The sequence below is a fragment of the Nocardioides psychrotolerans genome, from assembly GCF_943371775.1.
Classification (GTDB): Bacteria; Actinomycetota; Actinomycetes; order Propionibacteriales; family Nocardioidaceae; genus Nocardioides; species Nocardioides psychrotolerans_A.
Genome location: NZ_CALRWD010000001.1, coordinates 133207 through 152354 on the forward strand (window position 1 = coordinate 133207; position 19148 = coordinate 152354).

General features: G+C 72.3%; 18 protein-coding genes. 10 read left to right on the forward strand and 8 right to left on the reverse strand.

What is annotated here, in order from left to right; genetic code table 11:
* Nucleotides 1-9 precede the first annotated feature (9 nt).
* The 8 genes from AAG827_RS00590 to AAG827_RS00625 all read left to right on the forward strand — a co-directional run bounded on the left by AAG827_RS00590 (nucleotide 10) and on the right by AAG827_RS00625 (nucleotide 9378).
* Nucleotides 10-1200 carry an amidohydrolase gene (locus tag AAG827_RS00590; protein WP_341923818.1) on the forward strand — a complete coding sequence of 397 codons (1191 nt, stop codon included), beginning with the start codon at nucleotides 10-12 and terminating at the stop codon, nucleotides 1198-1200.
* A 103-nt stretch (nucleotides 1201-1303) separates the two neighbouring features.
* Nucleotides 1304-2353 carry a BMP family ABC transporter substrate-binding protein gene (locus tag AAG827_RS00595; RefSeq protein ID WP_341923819.1) on the forward strand — a complete coding sequence of 350 codons (1050 nt, stop codon included), beginning with the start codon at nucleotides 1304-1306 and terminating at the stop codon, nucleotides 2351-2353.
* 139 nt (nucleotides 2354-2492) lie between these two features.
* Nucleotides 2493-4100, forward strand: coding sequence for an ABC transporter ATP-binding protein (locus AAG827_RS00600; RefSeq protein WP_341923821.1), 1608 nt, complete (start codon nucleotides 2493-2495; stop codon nucleotides 4098-4100).
* A complete protein-coding gene (locus tag AAG827_RS00605; RefSeq protein ID WP_341923822.1) occupies nucleotides 4097-5230 on the forward strand; it encodes an ABC transporter permease in 1134 nt (377 codons plus the stop codon). The genes AAG827_RS00600 and AAG827_RS00605 overlap by 4 nt, the downstream gene beginning before the upstream one ends.
* Nucleotides 5227-6495, forward strand: a complete 1269-nt coding sequence (locus tag AAG827_RS00610; RefSeq protein ID WP_341923824.1) for an ABC transporter permease — start codon at nucleotides 5227-5229, stop codon at nucleotides 6493-6495. Before AAG827_RS00605 ends, AAG827_RS00610 begins: the two co-directional genes overlap by 4 nt.
* A 15-nt stretch (nucleotides 6496-6510) precedes the next feature.
* Entirely contained in the window at nucleotides 6511-6915 is a 405-nt protein-coding gene (locus AAG827_RS00615; protein ID WP_341923825.1) for a cytidine deaminase, read from the forward strand.
* A complete protein-coding gene (locus tag AAG827_RS00620) occupies nucleotides 6887-8044 on the forward strand; it encodes a cytochrome P450 (RefSeq protein WP_341923826.1) in 1158 nt (385 codons plus the stop codon). The genes AAG827_RS00615 and AAG827_RS00620 overlap by 29 nt, the downstream gene beginning before the upstream one ends.
* Nucleotides 8045-8091: 47 nt before the next feature.
* The gene (locus AAG827_RS00625) at nucleotides 8092-9378 is read left to right on the forward strand and encodes a thymidine phosphorylase (RefSeq protein WP_341923827.1); all 1287 of its coding nucleotides are present in this window, start codon (nucleotides 8092-8094) and stop codon (nucleotides 9376-9378) included.
* Nucleotides 9379-9662: 284 nt separating this feature from the next.
* Here the strand turns inward: AAG827_RS00625 and AAG827_RS00630 are convergent, their stop codons facing one another.
* Together AAG827_RS00630 and AAG827_RS00635 are read right to left on the reverse strand one after the other, a co-directional pair.
* Nucleotides 9663-10082: a hypothetical protein gene (locus tag AAG827_RS00630; protein ID WP_309649864.1), complete on the reverse strand. Its 420-nt coding sequence runs from the start codon at nucleotides 10080-10082 to the stop codon at nucleotides 9663-9665.
* Between the two features lie 77 nt (nucleotides 10083-10159).
* Nucleotides 10160-10615 (reverse strand): MaoC family dehydratase, encoded by a 456-nt coding sequence (locus AAG827_RS00635; RefSeq protein ID WP_341923828.1) that lies wholly within the window; start codon nucleotides 10613-10615, stop codon nucleotides 10160-10162.
* 79 nt (nucleotides 10616-10694) lie between these two features.
* Between AAG827_RS00635 and AAG827_RS00640 the strand changes: the two genes are divergently transcribed.
* Complete coding sequence (locus tag AAG827_RS00640; protein ID WP_341923829.1) at nucleotides 10695-11789, forward strand: adenosine deaminase; 1095 nt, start codon at nucleotides 10695-10697, stop codon at nucleotides 11787-11789.
* Here the strand turns inward: AAG827_RS00640 and AAG827_RS00645 are convergent.
* Both AAG827_RS00645 and AAG827_RS00650 read right to left on the reverse strand, forming a co-directional pair.
* The gene (locus tag AAG827_RS00645; protein WP_341923830.1) at nucleotides 11758-12360 is read right to left on the reverse strand and encodes a hypothetical protein; all 603 of its coding nucleotides are present in this window, start codon (nucleotides 12358-12360) and stop codon (nucleotides 11758-11760) included. The two genes, AAG827_RS00640 and AAG827_RS00645, sit on opposite strands and share 32 nt — an antisense overlap.
* A complete protein-coding gene (locus tag AAG827_RS00650) occupies nucleotides 12357-12965 on the reverse strand; it encodes an ATP-binding protein (protein WP_341923831.1) in 609 nt (202 codons plus the stop codon). The genes AAG827_RS00645 and AAG827_RS00650 overlap by 4 nt, the downstream gene beginning before the upstream one ends.
* A 63-nt stretch (nucleotides 12966-13028) precedes the next feature.
* On the opposite strand from AAG827_RS00650, the gene AAG827_RS00655 reads away from it, so the two are divergent.
* Nucleotides 13029-13592, forward strand: a complete 564-nt coding sequence (locus AAG827_RS00655) for a hypothetical protein (protein WP_341923832.1) — start codon at nucleotides 13029-13031, stop codon at nucleotides 13590-13592.
* A 401-nt stretch (nucleotides 13593-13993) separates the two neighbouring features.
* Here AAG827_RS00655 and AAG827_RS00660 read toward each other — a convergent pair whose 3' ends face one another.
* The 4 genes from AAG827_RS00660 to AAG827_RS00675 are packed head-to-tail and all read right to left on the reverse strand — an operon-like array spanning nucleotide 13994 to nucleotide 19139.
* Nucleotides 13994-15658, reverse strand: coding sequence for a PH domain-containing protein (locus AAG827_RS00660; RefSeq protein ID WP_341923833.1), 1665 nt, complete (start codon nucleotides 15656-15658; stop codon nucleotides 13994-13996).
* Complete coding sequence (locus tag AAG827_RS00665; RefSeq protein ID WP_341923834.1) at nucleotides 15655-16146, reverse strand: PH domain-containing protein; 492 nt, start codon at nucleotides 16144-16146, stop codon at nucleotides 15655-15657. The genes AAG827_RS00660 and AAG827_RS00665 overlap by 4 nt, the downstream gene beginning before the upstream one ends.
* A 10-nt stretch (nucleotides 16147-16156) precedes the next feature.
* The gene (locus AAG827_RS00670; protein WP_341923835.1) at nucleotides 16157-17359 is read right to left on the reverse strand and encodes a benzoate/H(+) symporter BenE family transporter; all 1203 of its coding nucleotides are present in this window, start codon (nucleotides 17357-17359) and stop codon (nucleotides 16157-16159) included.
* Nucleotides 17343-19139 (reverse strand): biotin carboxylase N-terminal domain-containing protein, encoded by a 1797-nt coding sequence (locus tag AAG827_RS00675; RefSeq protein WP_341923836.1) that lies wholly within the window; start codon nucleotides 19137-19139, stop codon nucleotides 17343-17345. The genes AAG827_RS00670 and AAG827_RS00675 overlap by 17 nt, the downstream gene beginning before the upstream one ends.
* Between the last annotated feature and the right edge of the window lie 9 nt (nucleotides 19140-19148).

A 19148-nucleotide genomic window follows, 5' to 3' on the forward strand; every position in this document is an offset into this window, starting at 1 on the left:
TTGCGGCTGATGACCGAGACCACCGCCCAGACCATCGCCTCCGTCGTCGACAAGCACGACGCCGAGCTGGTCGGGCTGCGTCGCGACCTGCACCGGCATCCCGAGCTCTCGTGGGCGGAGCACCGCACGACCGAGGTCGTCGCCGGCCTGCTCGAGGCAGCCGGCTGGCGGGTGACGCGCACCCCCGGGACGGGGCTGGTGGCGGAGCTCGGGTCCGGTGCGCGCGTGGTCGCGCTGCGCGCCGACATGGACGCGCTGCCCGTGCAGGACGTGTCGGGGGAGCCGTGGGCGAGCGAGGTGGCCGGGCTGGCCCACGCCTGCGGCCACGACGTGCACGTCGCCGCCCTGGTGGGTGCTGCCCAGGCGCTGTCCCAGGTGGTCGAGCAGCACCCTCTCGACGGTCGGGTGCGACTGCTGCTCCAGCCTGCCGAGGAGGTGATGCCCGGCGGTGCGCTGCACCTCATCGCCCAGGGCGTCCTCGACGACGTCGAGCAGATCTTCGCGCTGCACTGCGACCCGGCGATCGACGTCGGCAGGATCGGGCTGCGCACCGGCTCGCTGACCAGCGCCGCCGACCGGATCGAGGTGCGCCTCTCGGGCACGGGCGGGCACACCTCCCGACCGCACCTGACCGGCGACCTCACCTTCGCGCTGGCTAAGGTCACCACCGAGCTGCCCGCGGTGCTCAGCCGTCGCATGGACCCCCGGGCCGGGGTCAGCGTGGTGTGGGGGATCATCCAGGCCGGCTCGGCCGCCAACGTCATCCCCGACCGGGGCCTGGCCGCCGGGACCGTGCGCATCCTCGACGCCGTCGCCTGGCACGAGTGCGAGCAGATCGTGCGTGACGCCGTGCACGACCTGGTCCGCCCCTACGGCGTGACCGCCACGGTCGACTACCAGCGCGGCGTCCCTCCGGTGGTCAACGACGCCGGTGCGATCGCGGTGCTCGCCACGGCCGTGCTCGACGGACTCGGGCCGGAGGCCCAGGTCGGCGTGCTGCAGAGCCTCGGCGGCGAGGACTTCGGCTGGTACCTCGACACGGTGCCGGGAGCGATGTTCCGCCTCGGCACCCGGGTGCGCGGTGGACCGACCTACGAGCTGCACCAGGGCAACCTCCGGGTGGACGAGCGGGCCATCGGGATCGGGGCCCGGATCCTGGCCGGAGCGGCCGTGGCGGCCCTCGGCGTCGCGGGTAGGTAACAACTTCGTCACAGGCCGCACCGCAGCCACCGGAGGGCCTAGGGTGCTGATCTGATTCAACCCCCGATCTTCCTGGGGATCCCCTTAGAACCAAGGAGGCGTCTTGCGACGCACTACGAAGCTCGCGGCCCTGCTCACGGCCGGAATCCTCTCGCTCGCTGCCTGCGGCGGCGACGACACCGAGGCCAGCGACACCCCCAGCGGCGGCGACGCCCCCACCTCTGACGTCAAGGTCGGCATGGCCTACGACGTTGGTGGCCGAGGCGACCAGTCCTTCAACGACTCGGCGGCCGCCGGTCTCGACCAGGCCGTCGAGGAGTTCGGTGTCGACTCCCAGGAGTCCGAGGCCGAGGACGGCGAGGCCGAGACCGCTCGCGAGGAGCGCCTGCGCACCTTCGCCGACGCCGGCTACAACCCGATCATCGCGGTCGGCTTCGCCTACGCCGCCTCCGTCGGCAAGGTTGCGGCCGAGTACCCCGAGGTCGACTTCGCCATCATCGACGACGAGAGCCTCGTCGACGTCCCCAACGTCGCCAGCCTGGTCTTCGCCGAGGAGCAGGGCTCCTTCCTCGTCGGTGCGGCTGCTGCTCTCAAGAGCGAGTCGGGCAACGTCGGCTTCATCGGTGGCGTCGAGACGCCGCTGATCCAGAAGTTCGAGGCCGGCTACATCGCGGGCGCCCAGGCGGTCAACCCCGACATCGAGGTCCAGTCGACCTACCTGACCCAGGTCCCGGACTTCTCCGGCTTCGGTGACCCGGCCAAGGGCAAGACGGCCGCGCAGGGCATGTACGACAACGGTGCCGACATCGTCTACCACGCTGCCGGTGGCTCCGGCGGCGGTGTGTTCGAGGCGGCCTCCGAGGCCGACGCGCTCGCCATCGGCGTCGACTCCGACCAGTACAACACCGCCGACCCGTCGCTCCAGGGCGTCATCATGACCTCGATGCTCAAGAACGTGAACGTCGCGGTCTACGAGTACCTCAAGGGCGTCGTCGACGGCTCCACCCCGGCCGGCGTGACCCGCTACGACCTCGCGGTCGACGGCGTGGGCTACTCCACCAGCGGTGGCCAGATCGACGACATCGTCAGCGACCTGGACGGCTACAAGCAGCAGATCATCGACGGCGAGATCGAGGTCCCGACCACTCCGTGATCGGCTCCAGTCGCTTGAGGTAACACCTCGACGGGGCCGCAGGAAGCGCCACGGTGCTCCTGCGGCCCCCTCGTCATTTCAGGTCCCGAGGCACCCCGGTAGCCTCTGGCGCAGTTTCATCTCGAGGAGGTCCTCCCGCGTGTCCACCCCAGCCCAAGCCCCGGCAGCGCCGCCGGCAGGCGAGGCCCCCCTCGCCGTACGCCTGCGCGGCATCGGCAAGCGCTTTCCCGGTGTCATCGCCAACGACGACGTCAACATCGACGTGCGGCGCGGCACCATCCACGCGATCGTCGGCGAGAACGGTGCTGGCAAGTCGACGTTGATGAAGATCCTCTACGGCGTGCAGGCGCCCGACTCGGGCACCATCGAGCTCAGCGGAGAGCAGGTCTCCCTCGCCTCGCCGGCCGACGCGATCAAGCACGGCGTCGGCATGGTCTTCCAGCACTTCATGCTGGCCGACAACCTGACCGTCCTCGAGAACGTCGTGCTCGGCGCCGAGAAGCTGCACGGCATCGGCGGCGACGCCAAGGCGGAGATCGCGCGGATCTCCGACGCCTACGGCCTGGGCATCGAGCCCGACCACCTCGTCGAGTCCCTCGGGGTCGGCGCGCGCCAGCGCGTCGAGATCCTCAAGGTGCTCTACCGCGGCGCCCGCGTGATCATCCTCGACGAGCCGACCGCCGTCCTGGTGCCGCAGGAGGTCGACGAGCTCTTCGACAACCTGCGCGGGCTCAAGGCCGAGGGCCTCGCGGTCATCTTCATCTCCCACAAGCTCGACGAGGTGCTCTCGGTTGCCGACGAGGTCACCGTGATCCGTCGCGGCACGACCGTGCGCACCGTCGACCCCGTCGGCGTCACCGCTCGGCAGCTCGCCGAGCTGATGGTCGGCTCCGAGCTGCCCTCGCCCAGCACCGAGGCCTCCACGGTCACCGACAAGGTGCTGCTGCACATCGCGCACCTCTCGTTGCCCAGCGACGAGGGCCGCCCGCTGCTGGACGACATCAGCTTCGACATCCACAAGGGCGAGGTGCTGGGCATCGCCGGCGTCGAGGGCAACGGCCAGGCCGAGCTCGTGGAGTCGATCATGGGCATGCGCAAGGGCGCCACGGGGGACGTGGTCCTCAACGGCCGCGACCTGTCGACGACCTCGACGCGTGGTCGACGCGAGGGCGGGATCGGCTACATCCCCGAGGACCGTCACCGCCACGGGCTGCTGCTCGACGCCCCTCTCTGGGAGAACCGGGTCCTGGGGCACCAGACCCGCGAGCCCAGCGCGAGGAGGGGCCTGATCGACAAGGGCGCCGCCCGCGCCGACACCCAGCGCATCATCGACGAGTACGACGTCCGCACGCCCGGTGTCGACACCCTGGCCCGGGCGCTGTCGGGCGGCAACCAGCAGAAGCTGATCGTGGGCCGCGAGATGGCCGGCGCTCCCATCCTGCTGGTCGCGGCGCACCCGACCCGTGGCGTCGACGTCGGCGCGCAGGGCGCCATCTGGGCCCACATCAAGAAGGCGCGTCGCGAGGGCCTCGCGGTGCTGCTGATCTCCGCCGACCTCGACGAGCTGATCGGTCTCTCCGACCGGATCGAGGTGATCCTGCGTGGTCGTCTCGTGGGCTCGTTCGACCCCTCGCACGTCACCCCGCAGCAGCTCGGCTCGGCGATGACCGGCGCCAGCGACGAGACCGTCACCCCGACGACCGACACCCCGACGACCGGCACCCCGACGAGCGGAGAGACCGCATGAGCCCCCGTGTGACGAGGCTGGTCCTCGGCCTCGCGGCACCCCTGCTGGCCCTCGTGGCGGCGTTCGCCATCACCAGCCTGGTGCTGATCATCGCGGGCGACCCCGTCGGCGGTGTGTGGAGCACGATCCTGCAGGTCCCGGCCGAGCGCAACATGGCCAACATCATCAACAACGCCACGGTCCTCTACCTCTCGGGGCTCGCGGTCGCGGTGGGGTTCAGGATGAACCTCTTCAACATCGGCGTCGACGGGCAGTACCGCGTCGCGGCCTTCACGGCTGCCGTGGTGGCGGGGGAGGCGTGGCTCCCGGGCTACCTCAACACCGCCCTGGCGATCGTCTGCGCGATGGCCGTCGGTGCTGCCTGGGCCGGCATCGCCGGCGTCCTGCGCGCCACCCGCGGTGTCAGCGAGGTCATCTCGACGATCATGCTCAACTTCATCGCGACCGGCCTGGTGGCCTACCTGCTGCGCAAGGTCGCGGTCCGCGAGGCCGGCAGCAACGAGATCGGCACCAAGCAGATCCCCGAGGGCAGCCGGATCCCGTCGATCCCGTTCAGCGACAACCCCGCGATCTCCCTCTACGGCTTCCTGGTGATCGCGGCGTTCTTCGGCTTCCTCTTCTGGTTCGTCCTCAACAAGACGCGCTTCGGCTTCGACCTTCGCGCCACCGGCCAGTCCACGACGGCGGCCGTCGCGAGCGGCATCAACGTCACCCGCATGACGATCGGCGCGCTGCTGATCTCCGGGGCGATCGCCGGCCTCGTGGGGCTGCCGATCCTCTTCGGCGACGCCTACGCCTACGGCTCGACCTTCCAGTCCGGCCTGGGCTTCGCCGGCATCGCGATCGCGCTGCTCGGTCGCAACCACCCGATCGGGATCGCGGTCGGCGCGCTGCTCTTCGCGTTCCTCGACGAGCAGTCCAACCCGCTCCAGATCATCATCGGCGTCTCGCCCGACATCGTGGCGATCACCCAGGGCGTGATCGTGCTGACCGTGGTCATCAGCTATGAGGTCGTCCGGCGCTACGGCGTACGCCTCGAGCAGCGCCACGTCGCCTCGGCGCTGGAGAAGCACGACCCGGCCGGCCCGGCCAGCCCGACCGACTCGACGACCAAGGGAGTGTCGGCATGAGCGACAACGTGGGCGTGATCGTGCCCGACGCGAAGGCGGCACCGAAGAAGCCGCGTCGCAAGCTCAGCGTGGGGTGGGTCCTGATCGGCCTGGCCGTCGCGCTGTTCCTGCTCTCGGTCCTGCGCGTCGTCACGGGCGCCGACGACCTGACGTCGTCGGGCACGATCGCCGCGACCCTGATCGCCACGATGCCGATCCTGCTCGCCGGGCTCGGGGGGCTCTGGTCCGAGCGTGCTGGTGTGGTCAACATCGGGCTCGAGGGGATGATGATCCTGGGCACGTGGGGCGCCGGCTACTTCGGCTACCACTACGGCGCCTGGGCGGCCGTCATCGGCGCGATCCTGATGGGGATGCTCGGGGGACTGATCCACGCGATCGCCACCGTCATCTTCGGCGTCGACCACATCATCTCGGGCGTCGCGATCAACATCATCGCGCTCGGTGCCGTCCAGTACCTCGCGTCGCTGACCTTCGTCGGGCTTCCCGGCGGCGGCCAGACCCAGTCGCCCAAGATCCCCGACGTCCCGACGATCACGATCGGGCCGCTGAGCGACGGGTTGAAGGACATCGAGGACCAGGGCACGTTCCTGGTCTCCGACCTGGCCTCCGTGCTGCGTGCGCTCGTGACCAACCTGTCGTCGCTCGTGCTGATCTCGCTGCTGCTGCTGGTCGTGACCTACTACGTCCTGTGGCGCACGTCGTTCGGCCTGCGGCTGCGCTCGGTCGGCGAAAGCCCCGCGGCTGCGGAGTCCCTCGGCGTCAAGGTGTTGCGCTACAAGTTCGCCGCCGTCCTGATCTCCGGTGGTCTCGCCGGTCTCGCCGGTGGCTTCCTCGCCATGGTCGCGTCGAGCAACTACCGCGACGGGCAGACCGGTGGGCGTGGCTACATCGGCCTCGCCGCCATGATCTTCGGCAACTGGCGACCGGGCGGGCTGCTCGGCGGCTCGGCGCTCTTCGGCTACACCGAGACGCTCGGGCTGCGCCAGGGCGGCACGTCGGTCCATGCCCTGCTGCTCGCGATCGCGGTGCTGGCGCTGGCCTTCGGGGTGTGGCAGGTCCGCAAGGGCGAGGCCGTCGCCGGGGCCGTCGTGGTGGGGCTCGGTGCGCTGCTCGGCGCCCTCTACTTCTCCATCGACGAGGTCCCAGGCGACTTCACGCGCATGACGCCCTACGTGATCACGCTCCTGGTGCTCGCGTTCGCCTCGCAACGACTACGGATGCCGGCGGCCGACGGTCAGATCTATCGCAAGGGGAGTGCGGGCTAGCGCCCGGCCGCCACGATGGTGACGACGACGCACGACGACTTCGACTGGGCCGCGCTGCAGGCCGACGCGGTCACCGCGATGGGGCGCGCCTACGCGCCCTACTCGCACTACCCGGTGGGCGCGGCGGCCCTGGTCGACGACGGCCGCCTGGTGACGGGCTGCAACGTGGAGAACGCCGCCTACGGGGTGGCGCTGTGCGCCGAGTGCGGCCTGGTGAGCCAGCTGCACATCACCGGTGGTGGTCGGCTGACGCACTTCGCCTGCGTGGACGGGCAGGGCGCGGTGCTGATGCCGTGCGGCCGCTGCCGCCAGCTGCTCTTCGAGAACGGCGGTCCCGAGCTGCTGCTGCTGACGGTGTCGGGCGTGAAGCGGATGGACGAGGTGCTGCCGGATGCATTCGGTCCCGACAACCTCGCTTGACCTGACCTCGCCCGAGGTCGTCGCCGACCCCTATCCCCACTTCGCCCGGGAGCGGGAGCAGCACGCGGTGGCGTGGCACGAGCCGACGGGTCGCTTCCTGACCTTCTCGCACGCCGCGGTCAGCACCGTGCAGCGGGACCGTCGCCTGGGCCGGCTCTGGCAGGACAAGCAGCCCGTGGAGCAGCTGGAGCCCTTCAACCTCCTGCACCGCAACCAGATGATGGAGAACGAGCCGCCGGAGCACACGCGGCTGCGCCGGCCGGTGGCGCGCGCCTTCGGTCGCGGCCACATCGAGCGGCTGCGACCGCGGGTGCGTGATCTGGCCGCGGACCTGCTGTCCGAGGTCGACCCGGCCGGCTTCGACGTCATCGCCGACTACGCCGAGCCCCTGCCGGTGCTGGTGATCGCCGACCTGCTGGGCGTCCCTCGCTCGCACGCTCCCGACCTGCGCGACTGGTCGCAGGCGATCGTCCACATGTATGAGTCGTCCCCGTCCTCGGCGGTCGTCGAGGCCGCTGTGAGTGCCGCGACCGACTTCGCCGGGCTGGTGCGCGAGCTCGCGAACGACCGACGCCGCGCGCCGGCCGAGGACCTGATCTCCGACCTGGTCGCGACCGAGCTCACCGAGGACGAGGTGGTGGCCGCGGTCGTGCTGCTGCTCAACGCCGGCCACGAGGCCTCGGTCAACGTCTTCGGCAACGGCCTCGTCGCCATGCTGCGCCGTGGTCTCCGTCCGGGCACCGACGTGCCGGCGTGCGTGGAGGAGATGCTGCGCTTCGACTCCGCGCTCCAGCTCTTCGAGCGCACCGCCACCGAGCCGGTCGAGGTGGCCGGAGTCGTGGTGGAGGAGGGGCAGAGGATCGCTGCCCTGCTCGGCGCGGCCAACCGCGACCCGGCGGTCTTCGAGCGGCCCGACGACTTCGACGTGGCGCGTGAGGTCAACCCGCACCTCGCCTTCGGCGTCGGCGTGCACTTCTGCCTCGGGGCGCCGCTCGCGCGGATGGAGCTGGCCGAGTCGGTGGCGGCGCTGTGGCAGCGGTTTCCCACGCTGGAGCTCGCCGGCGAGCCCGAGAGCCGTGGCACCTTCGTGCTGCGCGGGCACGCCTCGGTGCCGGTGCGCGTCGGCTGACGGGTCCCCGCGCGTGGCCCGTGGGTGCCGAGCCTTAGGGTCAGGGCATGTCTCAGCACGACGCCGTCGAGGTCATCACCGCCAAGCGTGGGGGCGGGTCCCTCTCCGACAGCCAGATCGACTGGGTGATCGACGCCTACACCCGTGGCGAGGTCGCCGACGAGCAGATGTCGTCCTTGGCGATGGCGATCCTGCTCAACGGCATGGAGCGTCGCGAGATCGCGCGGTGGACCGCCGCGATGATCGCGTCGGGGGAGCGGATGGACTTCTCCACGCTGTCGCGTCCCACCGCCGACAAGCACTCCACCGGCGGGGTCGGGGACAAGATCACGTTGCCGCTCGCGCCGCTCGTGGCGGCGTGCGGCGTCGCCGTGCCGCAGCTCTCCGGACGCGGGCTCGGGCACACCGGCGGCACCCTCGACAAGCTCGAGGCCATCCCCGGCTGGCGCGCGGCGCTGTCCAACGAGGAGATGTTCGCCCAGCTCGAGTCGGTCGGCGCGGTGATCTGTGCGGCGGGTGACGGCCTGGCGCCCGCTGACAAGAAGCTCTACGCCCTGCGTGACGTCACCGGCACCGTCGAGGCCATCCCGCTCATCGCCTCGTCGATCATGAGCAAGAAGATCGCGGAGGGCACCGGATCGCTGGTGCTCGACGTCAAGGTCGGCACCGGCGCGTTCATGAAGGACCTCGCCAAGGCCCGCGAGCTGGCCGAGGTGATGGTCGGCCTCGGCACCGACGCCGGGGTCCACACCGTCGCGCTGCTCACCGACATGAGCACCCCGCTCGGCCTGACGGCCGGCAACGGCATCGAGGTCGCCGAGTCCGTCGAGGTGCTCGCCGGTGGTGGACCCGCCGACGTCGTGGAGCTGACGCTGGCGCTGGCCCGCGAGATGCTCGCCGGGGCGGGTCGCTCCGACGTCGACCCGGCGGACAAGCTGGCCGACGGGTCGGCGATGGACGCCTGGAAGGCGATGATCCGTGCGCAGGGCGGGGACCCCGACGCAGCCCTGCCCACGGCGCGTGAGTCCCACGTGGTGACCGCACCGTCGTCCGGCGTGCTGACCCGGCTCGACGCGATGGCCGTGGGTCTGGCCGCCTGGCGCCTCGGCGCCGGCCGGGCACGCAAGGAGGACCCGGTGCAGGCCGGTGCGGGTGTCGTCTGGCACGCGCGCCCGGGTGACCGGGTCGCCGAGGGTGCTCCGCTCTTCACCCTGCTGACCGACGAGCCGGAGCGGTTCGACCGCGCCCTCGCGTCGCTCGACGGCGGCTTCGACATCGGCGCCGACGCGTCGTCGTACGAGCCGCAGGCGCTGGTCATCGACCGCGTCTCCTGAGGTTCCACTCCTGCGCTGCTGACTCGCGCGCGGGTCGTGCCCGTTGGGCCGGCGCTGGATCGGTGGTCAGCCGGGCGGGTGGGCAGTCGTGTGCCGCAGGACGCGTCCCAGCGCGGTGTGAGGCTCACGACCCTGCGGGCCTGCGGTTGCCGGTCCGCCTCGTGCCGAGTGGTGGGTCCGAGAGCGCGCCATCGCGCCGACTCGGTGTACGCGGTGCAACATCGCGCCGACTCGGCGTACGCGGTGCAACATCGCGCCGACTCGGCGGTGCAGCAGGGGGTGGGTCAGCTGCGGCGGATCGACTGGAGCACGGCGCCGAGCGTGATCACGGCGCCGCCGGCGACCATCACCACGGTGATGCTGGTCGGGTAGTCACGCACGGCGCCGACCAGGGCCAGCACCAGGCCGGAGCCGGCGGTGATCGCCACGCCGGGTGCCGTGGGCAGGCTGGTGCGCAGCCAGGCGGTGCCGAGGAGGGCCGCGGTGGCGAAGGTGGAGACCCAGTAGCCGGCCCACATGCCGTCGGTGCCGTCGGGGGAGAAGAGGGTCCAGGAGCCCAGCAGGGCACCGGTCGCACCCAGGATCGTGATCAGCCAGCCGATGTCGCGCGTCTGCTCCAGCGGAGGCAGCGGGGGCTGCACCGGGTGGTGTGCCTGCGGGACGGCCGGGGTGGTGGACTCGCTACGTCGTTCGGGGGTCGCCATACCCCCCATTGTTCCAGGGGGCACCGCACGGATCGAGTCGCTGGACGGCCTCCCGGGCGTGATCTCCGCGACGCCGCTCAGGCCTCGAGCAGCAGCACCACGGTCTCGGCGACGCAGGCCGGCTTGGACCCGCCGTCGATCTCGATGACGTGCTTGAGGATGACCTGCTTGCCGGCGGGCACGTCGTTGACCTCGCCCAGCGTGACCGTGACGCGGACCCGCTGGCCGACGAGGACCGGGCTCGGGAAGCGGACCTTGTTGACGCCGTAGTTGAGCTTGGCGCCGGGGGTGTTCATCGAGAAGACGGTGCTGCCGAGGAAGGGCAGCAGCGAGAGCGTGAGGTAGCCGTGGGCGATGGTGCCGCCGAAGGGACCGTCCTTCGAGCGCTCGACGTCGACGTGGATCCACTGGTGGTCGCCCGTCGCGTCGGCGAAGGTGTCGACCCGCTCCTGGTCGATGGTCAACCACTCGCTGCTGCCGAGCTCCTCGCCGACCGCGGCGCTGATCTCGTCGAAGGTGGTGAACTCACGCATCGGGGGCCTCCTGCGGCTGGTCCTGGGTCCGGCTCCGGGGGGTCGGGTCCGGTGATCTGGGTGGTGGTTGGATGACGACATGACCGTCACCCCTGCGGAACCTACATCCCCGTCCCGAGACCAGGTCCGACAGGCTCCCAAGGTGTTGCTGCACGACCACCTCGACGGGGGGCTGCGTCCGGCCACCATCGTCGAGCTCGCGGCCGAGGTCGGCCACGAGCTGCCGGCGCCGGACGCCGAGTCCCTGGGCCGCTGGTTCGTCGAGTCTGCTGACTCGGGCTCGCTGGTGCGCTACCTCGAGACCTTCGACCACACCGTGGCGGTCATGCAGACCGGACCGGCGCTCACCCGCGTGGCCCGCGAGTGCGTGGAGGACCTCGTTGCCGACGGGGTGGTCTACGCCGAGGTCCGCTACGCACCCGAGCAGCACGTCCAGGGCGGGCTGAGCCTCCACGAGGTCGTCGCTGCGGTGCAGGAGGGCTTCGACGCCGCGACCGCTGCGGCCGGGGGCCGGATCGTCGTACGCCAGCTGCTGACCGCGATGCGGCACCAGGCACGCTCCATGGAGATCGCCGAGCTCGCCGTCGCCTGGCGCGACAAGGGGGTCGCGGGCTTCGACATCGCGGGGGCGGAGGCGGGCTACCCCCCGACCCGGCACCTGGACGCCTTCGAGTACCTCCAGCGCGAGAACGCGCACTTCACCATCCACGCCGGTGAGGCCTTCGGCCTGCCCTCGATCTGGCAGGCCATCCAGTGGTGCGGGGCCGACCGGCTCGGCCACGGCGTGCGCATCGTCGACGACATCACCGTGGCCGACGACGGCACGGTCACGCTGGGGCGCCTGGCGGCCTACGTGCGCGACATGCGCATCCCGCTCGAGATGTGCCCCGCCTCCAACATCCAGACCGGAGCGGCCGCGTCGATCGCCGAGCACCCGATCGGGCTGCTGACCGACCTGCGCTTCCGGGTCACGGTCAACACCGACAACCGGCTGATGAGCGACACCTCGATGACTTCGGAGATGCACGCGCTGGTGGAGGCGTTCGGCTACACGTTGCACGACCTGCGCTGGTTCACCATCAACGCCATGAAGTCGGCGTTCCTGCCCTTCGACGAGCGCCTGGCGATCATCGACACCGTGATCAAGCCGGGCTACGCCGCGCTGGAGGCCTGACCCGCCGAGGACGTACGACGAACCACGGCCGGTCCCACCCCGCCAGCCCGAGCGTGTGCGCGCGGAGCCTCGTGAGCGGCACCTCGACCACGCGGCCCGACGCCGGCTCGTAGACCTGCCACGCGTCGTCGCTCGCCCCGGTGACCAGCACGACGTGACGGGGCAGCCACCGGGTGCCGACGAAGAGCGCGACCGGGTGATCCGCGGCGAGGGCGGCCCGCACGCGCCCGACCTCGTCGTCGACGGCCGGACCCGGACGGACGAGGCGCACCTGGTGGCGCACGCCCGACAGGACGGTCAGGTGGCGGGAGACCGCCCACGGCGGGGTGCCGATCGCGCGCGGCCAGGGTGGCTGCGGACGACCGGCGAGGTCACGCGCACCCGTGACGCGGCGGTGGAGGTCGAGCACCTCGCGGGCGAAGGCGGCAGGGCGGTCGTCGCCGGGAGCGAACAGGCGTGCGTAGGCAGGGTCTGTCAGCATCCGGGCCGCCACGAGGACGCTGGCCCCGCAGGACAGCCGGTCGGGCTGGCGCAGGTCCGCGAGCAGGTCGACCACCCCGCGCCGGTTCATCGTCGTGACGCCTCGAGCACCTGCTGGAGGGCGTGCCAGGCGTCATGGGGCGACACGGGACGACAGCCCAGCTCGACCGCGTGGGACACGACGCGCCGCTGGTCGCGCAGGAGGGCGAGCCCTCGTCGTACGAGGACGAGGGGAGGCTTGCGGTGCTCGCGCAGGTCACGGTCGAGGCGACGCCAGAACGTCACCAGCGGGTGCTGGCGCACGCAGTAGGCCTCGGCGAGCCAGCCCTCGGCGCGGCTGCGCGGGACCACCTCCTGGGCGAAGATGCCCTCGGCGACGAAGAGCCGGTCGGTGCCGAGGTCGAGGACCTGGGAGCCGCACCGGCCGTCGTGAGCGATGTCGTAGACCGGCACCTCGGCGCGACCGGTCGTGCACAGGGACTCGAGGGCCGCGACCGCGTCCTCCTGCAACCAGGAGTCGGGGTGGTCCCAGTCGACGATCCCGGCATTGGCTCCCGAGGTGATCCGGGGGAGCGTCGCGTCACTGCCGTTCTTGTAGAAGTCGTCGAGGCGCAGCACGGGGAGACCGAGGCGTTCGGCGAGGCGCGACTTGCCGGCTCCCGACGGGCCGGCCAGGACGATGACCTGCGCGCGCACGGAGGCCATTGTGCCCCACGCGTTCGGCCCCGCGGACCCCCGCCGGTGTGGGACCCTGACGAGGTGAACCTGTTCGCCGTGGCGACGGTGGGCGTCGTGCTGGGGGCAGCGGCGTCCGGGGTGGCCATGGCCCTGGTCGAGCAGCGCGCCGACACGCCCACCGGCACCGCGGTGCTCTCCGAGGACATGTCCGCTCGCCAGTGCGCGCTCGCCGTCCCGCCCGAGGCGATGCAGACGCTCGGCATCCTCGCGCAGCCCGGTCTCACCGGACGCAACGAGTGCGAGGTCGCACTCGGGTCGCGCGACATCCTGGTCTCCCGGCGACCGCTGTTGTCCGGAGGGAGCGCCGCCGACCTGCCGGTCGCGGCGCGCCAGGCCTTTGAGATCGCCTGCGGCCTCCTGGCCGACGACACCTCCGACGTGGAGCGCGCGCCGGCCTGGCTCGGCGGCGGCGCCACCACCTGCGCCCGCACCCCGGCCGACGGCAAGGGCATCTCCGAGGTGGTCCTCCTGACGGACGCCCACAGCCTGGTCGAGATCCGCGTGCTCCAGCTCGACCTCCCCGACGTCGGGCCGCTCCACGAGGGCCTCGCCGGGCTCGTCGCCGCGGCCGAGGTGGTGTGGTGATGCGCGGTCTGCTGCTGGGCCTGGTCGGCGCCGCCCTGGGAGCGGCCGCCGTGGTCGGTGCCTCCCTCACCTTCGAGCCGGCCACTCCCGCGCCCGCCGCGGCCGTGTCACCCACGTTCTGCGTCGACGCCCTGGAGGAGGTCGCGGCCGGCTGGTCCTTGGTCGTCGCGCCCCAGGAGTCGGTCCGGGGTGACCGGGACCGACTGACCTCCTGCGCGGCGATCAGCCCGGCCGGCGACGTGCGGCTGACGCTGACGGTCCTGGCCGTCGCTGGGGAGGAGGGCCGGACCGTCGGTGAGCGGTCGACCACGGCCCTGGTGGCGGCCTGCACGGCCATCGGGCCGGAGCCGTCGGAGGACGGTTGCAGCGGACCTGTCGCGACCGCCGACGACGTCGTCGGCTCAGCGGGGTCCTTCGTCACCACCGACGAGGCGGCCGTCGTCACCATCGTGTTCACCGCGCCACCCGACCGGGCCGGGGCCACGGCGAGCGACGTGGACCGGCTCACCCGTGCGCTGGTCGACCGGAGCGTCATCCGGGGCTAGGGCGTCGTCCAGGAACTGGCGTACGACGTGCGGGAGCGCGTCGCCGGCCAGGGTGACGGCGAGCGTCTCCGGGACGTCCTGGACCGTCACTGACTGCCGCCCGCCGGCCGTGGTCGCGACGAGCGAGGTGAGGCCCACCCGTCGCTGGAACCACGTGGCGCGGAAGCTCCACCCGATGACGTCCTCGACCGCGAGGTGGTCACGTCGCCGGGCCAGGCTGCCGGAGCGGGACACGACGTAGCCGTCGACGAGCGTGTGCCCCAGGGCGGCCGCACGGTCGGCCGACACGAGGACGGCCGGTGGCAGCAGGGCGACCGCGGGGACCAGCACCCACCAGGGCGCGTCGGCCAGCACCACCACCAGGGCCAGCAGGGCGACGAGCGCGACGACCGGCCCGACCCCGCGCGAGAAGCGGCGGCGCCGGGCGGCCGGGCCGTGCGGCACCAGCGGCGCGAGCACGGCCGTGGGGGTGCCGAGCACGACGCCGGCGACCCGGGTCACGACGTCGCGCGGCGCGGGTGGCACGAGCATCGAGCTGCCCGCCGCGTCGGCGCTGAGACCGGTGACGATCGCCGACAGCCGGGCCCCTCCCGCGAGGCGCAGCCCGATCGGCTCGGCGATGCTCACGCCGGCGACGCGCACCTCGTCGATGCTCGTCTCGCGGGTCGTGAGAAGCCCGCGGCTCAGGTGCCACGCGCCCCGGCTGCGGGTGAGCCGGAAGCCCCAGTTGGTCACCAGGTAGCCCGCCACCGAGATGGCGCTGACGACCAGGGCGAACCCGAGGGCCGCAGCGACGGCGACCGCCCACCCCGGCACGCCCAGGGACCACGCGCCGGGACGGACGTCGTCGTAGAGGTCGAGGCTGCTCGCGACCTGGCTGCCGGCGCCGAGCAGGCCGACCGCGACGACCAGCCCGCTGCTGGTCAGCGGCGCCAGGCGGACCCACCCGAGGTCGAGGTCGACCACGGGGGTGTCGGCGTCCGGCGTGCCCGGCGCCGTCGCGTCGTCGTACGTCGTGGGGGCGGCGGCGCGCAGCAGGTCGCTGCGCAGCGCCCGGGCGCGCTCCACGGGCAGGCCGTCGAGGTCGAGCTCGTCGTCCTCGGTGGCCGTGCTGGTGCCGGTGCCGATGCGCAGCGTCGTGAGGCCGAGCACGCGGTGGATGAGCGAGGCGCTCAGGTCGACCGTGCGGACCCGGTCGAGGGGTGCGGAGAGCACGTGCCGGTTGAGCAGGCCGCGGCGGAGCTCGACGCGTCCGGCCGCGATGCGGAAGCTGGTGGTGAGGTAGCGCAGCAGCCCGAGCACCACCGGCACGAGGACGCCGAGGAGCTGCCACGCCCCGCCCCCGCCCGAGGCCGCCCCCGCGATGAAGAGCCCGAGCAGCGGCGGCAGGAAGCGGATGACCTCGCGGACCGGGTGGACCAGCAGCATCCGCGGGTCCAGGCGCTGCCACTCCTCCGCGACGGAGCCCTCCGGGGGAGGCCCCGCCCGGACAGGTCCCTCCTGGAAGGCAGGGTCGCTCACGTGGCGTCGCCCTCGACGGCGTCGGCCTTGAGCGTTAGCTCGTCGACGAGCCGGCGCGCCCGCTCCTGGTCGAGACCCGCGATCTGGAGGGCGCCCGCGGCCGAGGCGGTGGTGACCGTGACGGTGGCCAGCCCGAAGAGCCGGGCGATCGCGGTCTCGGCGTAGTCGACGGTCTGGATGCGTGACATCGGGGCGATGCGGCGCTCGCGGGCCCACCAGCCGGTCTGGGTGTAGACGGCCGTCTCGGAGACCTCCCAGCGGTGCACGAGGTAGCGCCACTGGGGGACCACGCCCGCATAGACCGCGACCCCCACGATCCCGAGCGCGACCATCCACCACCGCAGGTCGACGGCGTCCCAGACCGCGAGGCCGGCAGCGAGCACGGCGACGGTCAGCGTGCCCTCGACGAGGTTGGACACCTGCCACATGAGCCGGGCACGGGTGCTGACGCGCTGGCTGGGCTCGCGCAGTGCTCGGGTCTGATCCACGGACCCGAGGCTACGGGGACGGTCGGCGCCGGTGCATGACGAGCAGGTAGGCACCGCCCGCGAGCAGGGACCAGAAGGCCGCACCGACCCCCGCCACGGCGACGCCGGAGGCGGCGACCACGAAGGTGAGGGCGGCAGCCTCGCGGTGATCCTCGTCGCCGAGCGCCGAGGCGGCCGCGGAGCCGAAGGTGCCGAGCAGCGCGACCCCCGCGACGGCGGCCACCAGCCCGGCCGGTGCGGCCACGGCCACCGCGGCGACGGCGGCGGCGAGGGGGCCGAGGGCGAGGTACGTCGCCCCGGTGCTGACCCCGGCCACCCACCGGCGGTCGGGGTCGGGGTGGGCGGTCGGCCCGGCCGCCAGCGCCGCCGAGATCGCCGCGAGGTTGATCGAGTAGCCGCCGAGCCCGGCCGTGGCGGCCGTGGCCGCGCCGCTGTAGAAGAGCGCCGGCCGCAGCGGGGCGTCGTAGCCGAACGAGGCGAGCACGGCGGCGCCCGGGATGTTCTGGCTGGTCATCGTGACGAGGTAGAGCGGGACGCCGATCGCGAGCACGGTGGCGGCGTCGAAGCCCGGCGTGGTCCAGGTGAGGTGCGGGACGACGTCGGCCGCCTCGACGGCCGACAGCGATCCCGTCACGACGATCACGACCACGGCGGTGGCGAAGGCTCCCGGGACCGCCCACCGCCGCGCCACCCGCATCAGGACCAGCCAGGCGAGCAGCACCGGTCCGACGGCGGCGGGCTCGTCCACCAGGGCACGGAAGGGGGCGACGCACAGCACGAGCAGGACCCCGGCGAGCATGGCGTTGGCCAGCGCCAGGGGAATGGCCCGGACCAGCCGGGCCAGCGGCGAGAAGAGGCCGGTGAGGACGTAGAGCAGGCCGGCCACCACGAAGGCGCCCACCGCGGTGGCGTAGCCACCGTCGGGTGCGACCGCTCCTGCGAGCAGGGCGGCGCCCGGGGTGGACCAGGCCAGGGTCACGGGGGTGCGGGTGCGCAGCGAGAACAGCACGCACCCCAGGCCCATGGTCAGGCTCAGGACGAACAGGCCGGACGCGGCCTCGACGGGGGACGCGCCGACCGCGGTCAGGCCGGTGAGGACGACGGCGAACGACGACGTGAAGCCGACGACCGCCGTCACCACCCCGGCGAGGACCGCCTGGCCGGAGCCGTGGGCCGGCTCCGGCGGTGTGGTGGCGTCAGTCCTTGAGCTCACAGATGACGGCACCGTTGGTCACGGTGGCGCCGACCTCGGCCTGCAGCCCCGTGACGGTGCCGGTCTTGTGCGCCTTGAGGGGCTGCTCCATCTTCATCGCCTCGAGGACGACGATGACGTCGCCCTCGGCGACCTCCTGGCCCTCCTCCACGGCGATCTTGACGATCGTGCCCTGCATCGGGCTCGTGACCGAGTCGCCGCTGGCGGCCGCCCCGGCCTTCTTGCGCGCGGCGCTCTTGGGCTTCTTGGCGCTGCCGCCGCCGGCGGAGAGGCCACCGAGCCCTGCCGGGATGACGACCTCGAGGCGCTTGCCACCCACCTCGACGACGACCTTCTGGGTCTCGACGGGCTCGTCGGCCTCGGCCGAGTCACCGCCGTAGGGCGTGATCTGGTTGTCGAAGTCGGTCTCGATCCACTGCGTGTAGACGGTGAACTCGCCCTCGCCGGACGGCGTCGAGGCGCCGACGTAGGCCGGGTCGGAGACGACCGCGCGGTGGAAGGGGATCACCGTGGGCATGCCGTCGACGACGAACTCGTCGAGGGCGCGACGCGAGCGCTCGAGCGCCTGCGTGCGGTCGCGGCCGGTGATGATCAGCTTGGCGATCAGGGAGTCGAACGCCCCGGGGATCGTCTCGCCGTTCTCGTAGCCGCCGTCGACGCGCACGCCGGGGCCCTGCGGCGGGCTCCACGCCGACAGGGTGCCGGGGGCGGGCATGAAGTTGCGGCCGCCGTCCTCGGCGTTGATGCGGAACTCGATGGAGTGGCCACGGATCTCGGGGTCGTCGTAGCCCAGCTCCTCGCCCGCGGCGATGCGGAACATCTCGCGCACCAGGTCGATGCCCGTGACCTCCTCGGAGACGCAGTGCTCCACCTGGAGGCGGGTGTTGACCTCGAGGAAGGAGATCGTGCCGTCCTGGGCGACGAGGAACTCGCACGTGCCGGCGCCGTAGTAGCCGGCCTCACGCAGGATCCGCTTGGAGGACTCGTAGAGCTCGGTGACCTGCTCGTCGGTCAGGAACGGCGCGGGGGCCTCCTCGACGAGCTTCTGGTTGCGGCGCTGGAGCGAGCAGTCGCGGGTGGAGACGACCACGACGTTGCCGTGCTGGTCGGCGAGGCACTGGGTCTCGACGTGACGCGGCTTGTCGAGGAACTTCTCGACCAGGCACTCGCCGCGCCCGAAGGCGCTGATGGCCTCACGGACGGCGGACTCGTAGGCGTCCGGGATCTCCTCCAGCGTGCGGGCGACCTTGAGGCCGCGACCGCCGCCGCCGAAGACGGCCTTGATCGCGACGGGCAGCCCGTTGGCCTTGGCGAACTCGACGACCTCGTCGGCGTCGGCCACCGGGTCCTTGGTGCCGGGAGCCAGCGGGGCGTCGGCACGGTCGGCGATGTGCTTGGCCTTGGCCTTGTCGCCGAGCGCCTCGATGGCGTGGGGCGGGGGGCCGATCCAGACGAGCCCGGCGTCGATGACGGCCTGGGCGAAGTCGGCGTTCTCGGCGAGGAAGCCGTAACCGGGGTGCACCGAGTCGGCACCGGTCTTCTGCGCGACGGCGATGATCTTGGCGATGTCGAGGTAGGACTCTGCCGGGGTGGCGCCGCCCAGCGAGTGCGCCTCGTCGGCGAGGCGCACGAAGAGGGCGTCGCGGTCGGGGTCGGCGTAGACCGCGACGCTGCCGATGCCGGCGTCCTTGCAGGCCCGGATGACACGGACCGCGATCTCGCCTCGGTTGGCGATGAGGACCTTCTGCAGCGGCTTGATCTCAGCCGAAGTGTGGGACACGTGACGCTC

What these genes read in the sequence shown, in the direction of transcription:
- AAG827_RS00645 (WP_341923830.1), bottom strand. Translation starts at nt 12,360, where the DNA reads ATGAACCGGCGCGGGGTGGTCGACCTGCTCGCGGACCTGCGCCAGCCC.
- AAG827_RS00630 (WP_309649864.1), bottom strand. Translation starts at nt 10,082, where the DNA reads ATGGCGACCCCCGAACGACGTAGCGAGTCCACCACCCCGGCCGTCCCG.
- AAG827_RS00635 (WP_341923828.1), bottom strand. Translation starts at nt 10,615, where the DNA reads ATGCGTGAGTTCACCACCTTCGACGAGATCAGCGCCGCGGTCGGCGAG.
- AAG827_RS00610 (WP_341923824.1), top strand. Translation starts at nt 5,227, where the DNA reads ATGAGCGACAACGTGGGCGTGATCGTGCCCGACGCGAAGGCGGCACCG.
- AAG827_RS00640 (WP_341923829.1), top strand. Translation starts at nt 10,695, where the DNA reads ATGACCGTCACCCCTGCGGAACCTACATCCCCGTCCCGAGACCAGGTC.
- AAG827_RS00615 (WP_341923825.1), top strand. Translation starts at nt 6,511, where the DNA reads ATGGTGACGACGACGCACGACGACTTCGACTGGGCCGCGCTGCAGGCC.
- AAG827_RS00625 (WP_341923827.1), top strand. Translation starts at nt 8,092, where the DNA reads ATGTCTCAGCACGACGCCGTCGAGGTCATCACCGCCAAGCGTGGGGGC.
- AAG827_RS00605 (WP_341923822.1), top strand. Translation starts at nt 4,097, where the DNA reads ATGAGCCCCCGTGTGACGAGGCTGGTCCTCGGCCTCGCGGCACCCCTG.
- AAG827_RS00590 (WP_341923818.1), top strand. Translation starts at nt 10, where the DNA reads ATGACCGAGACCACCGCCCAGACCATCGCCTCCGTCGTCGACAAGCAC.
- AAG827_RS00620 (WP_341923826.1), top strand. Translation starts at nt 6,887, where the DNA reads ATGCATTCGGTCCCGACAACCTCGCTTGACCTGACCTCGCCCGAGGTC.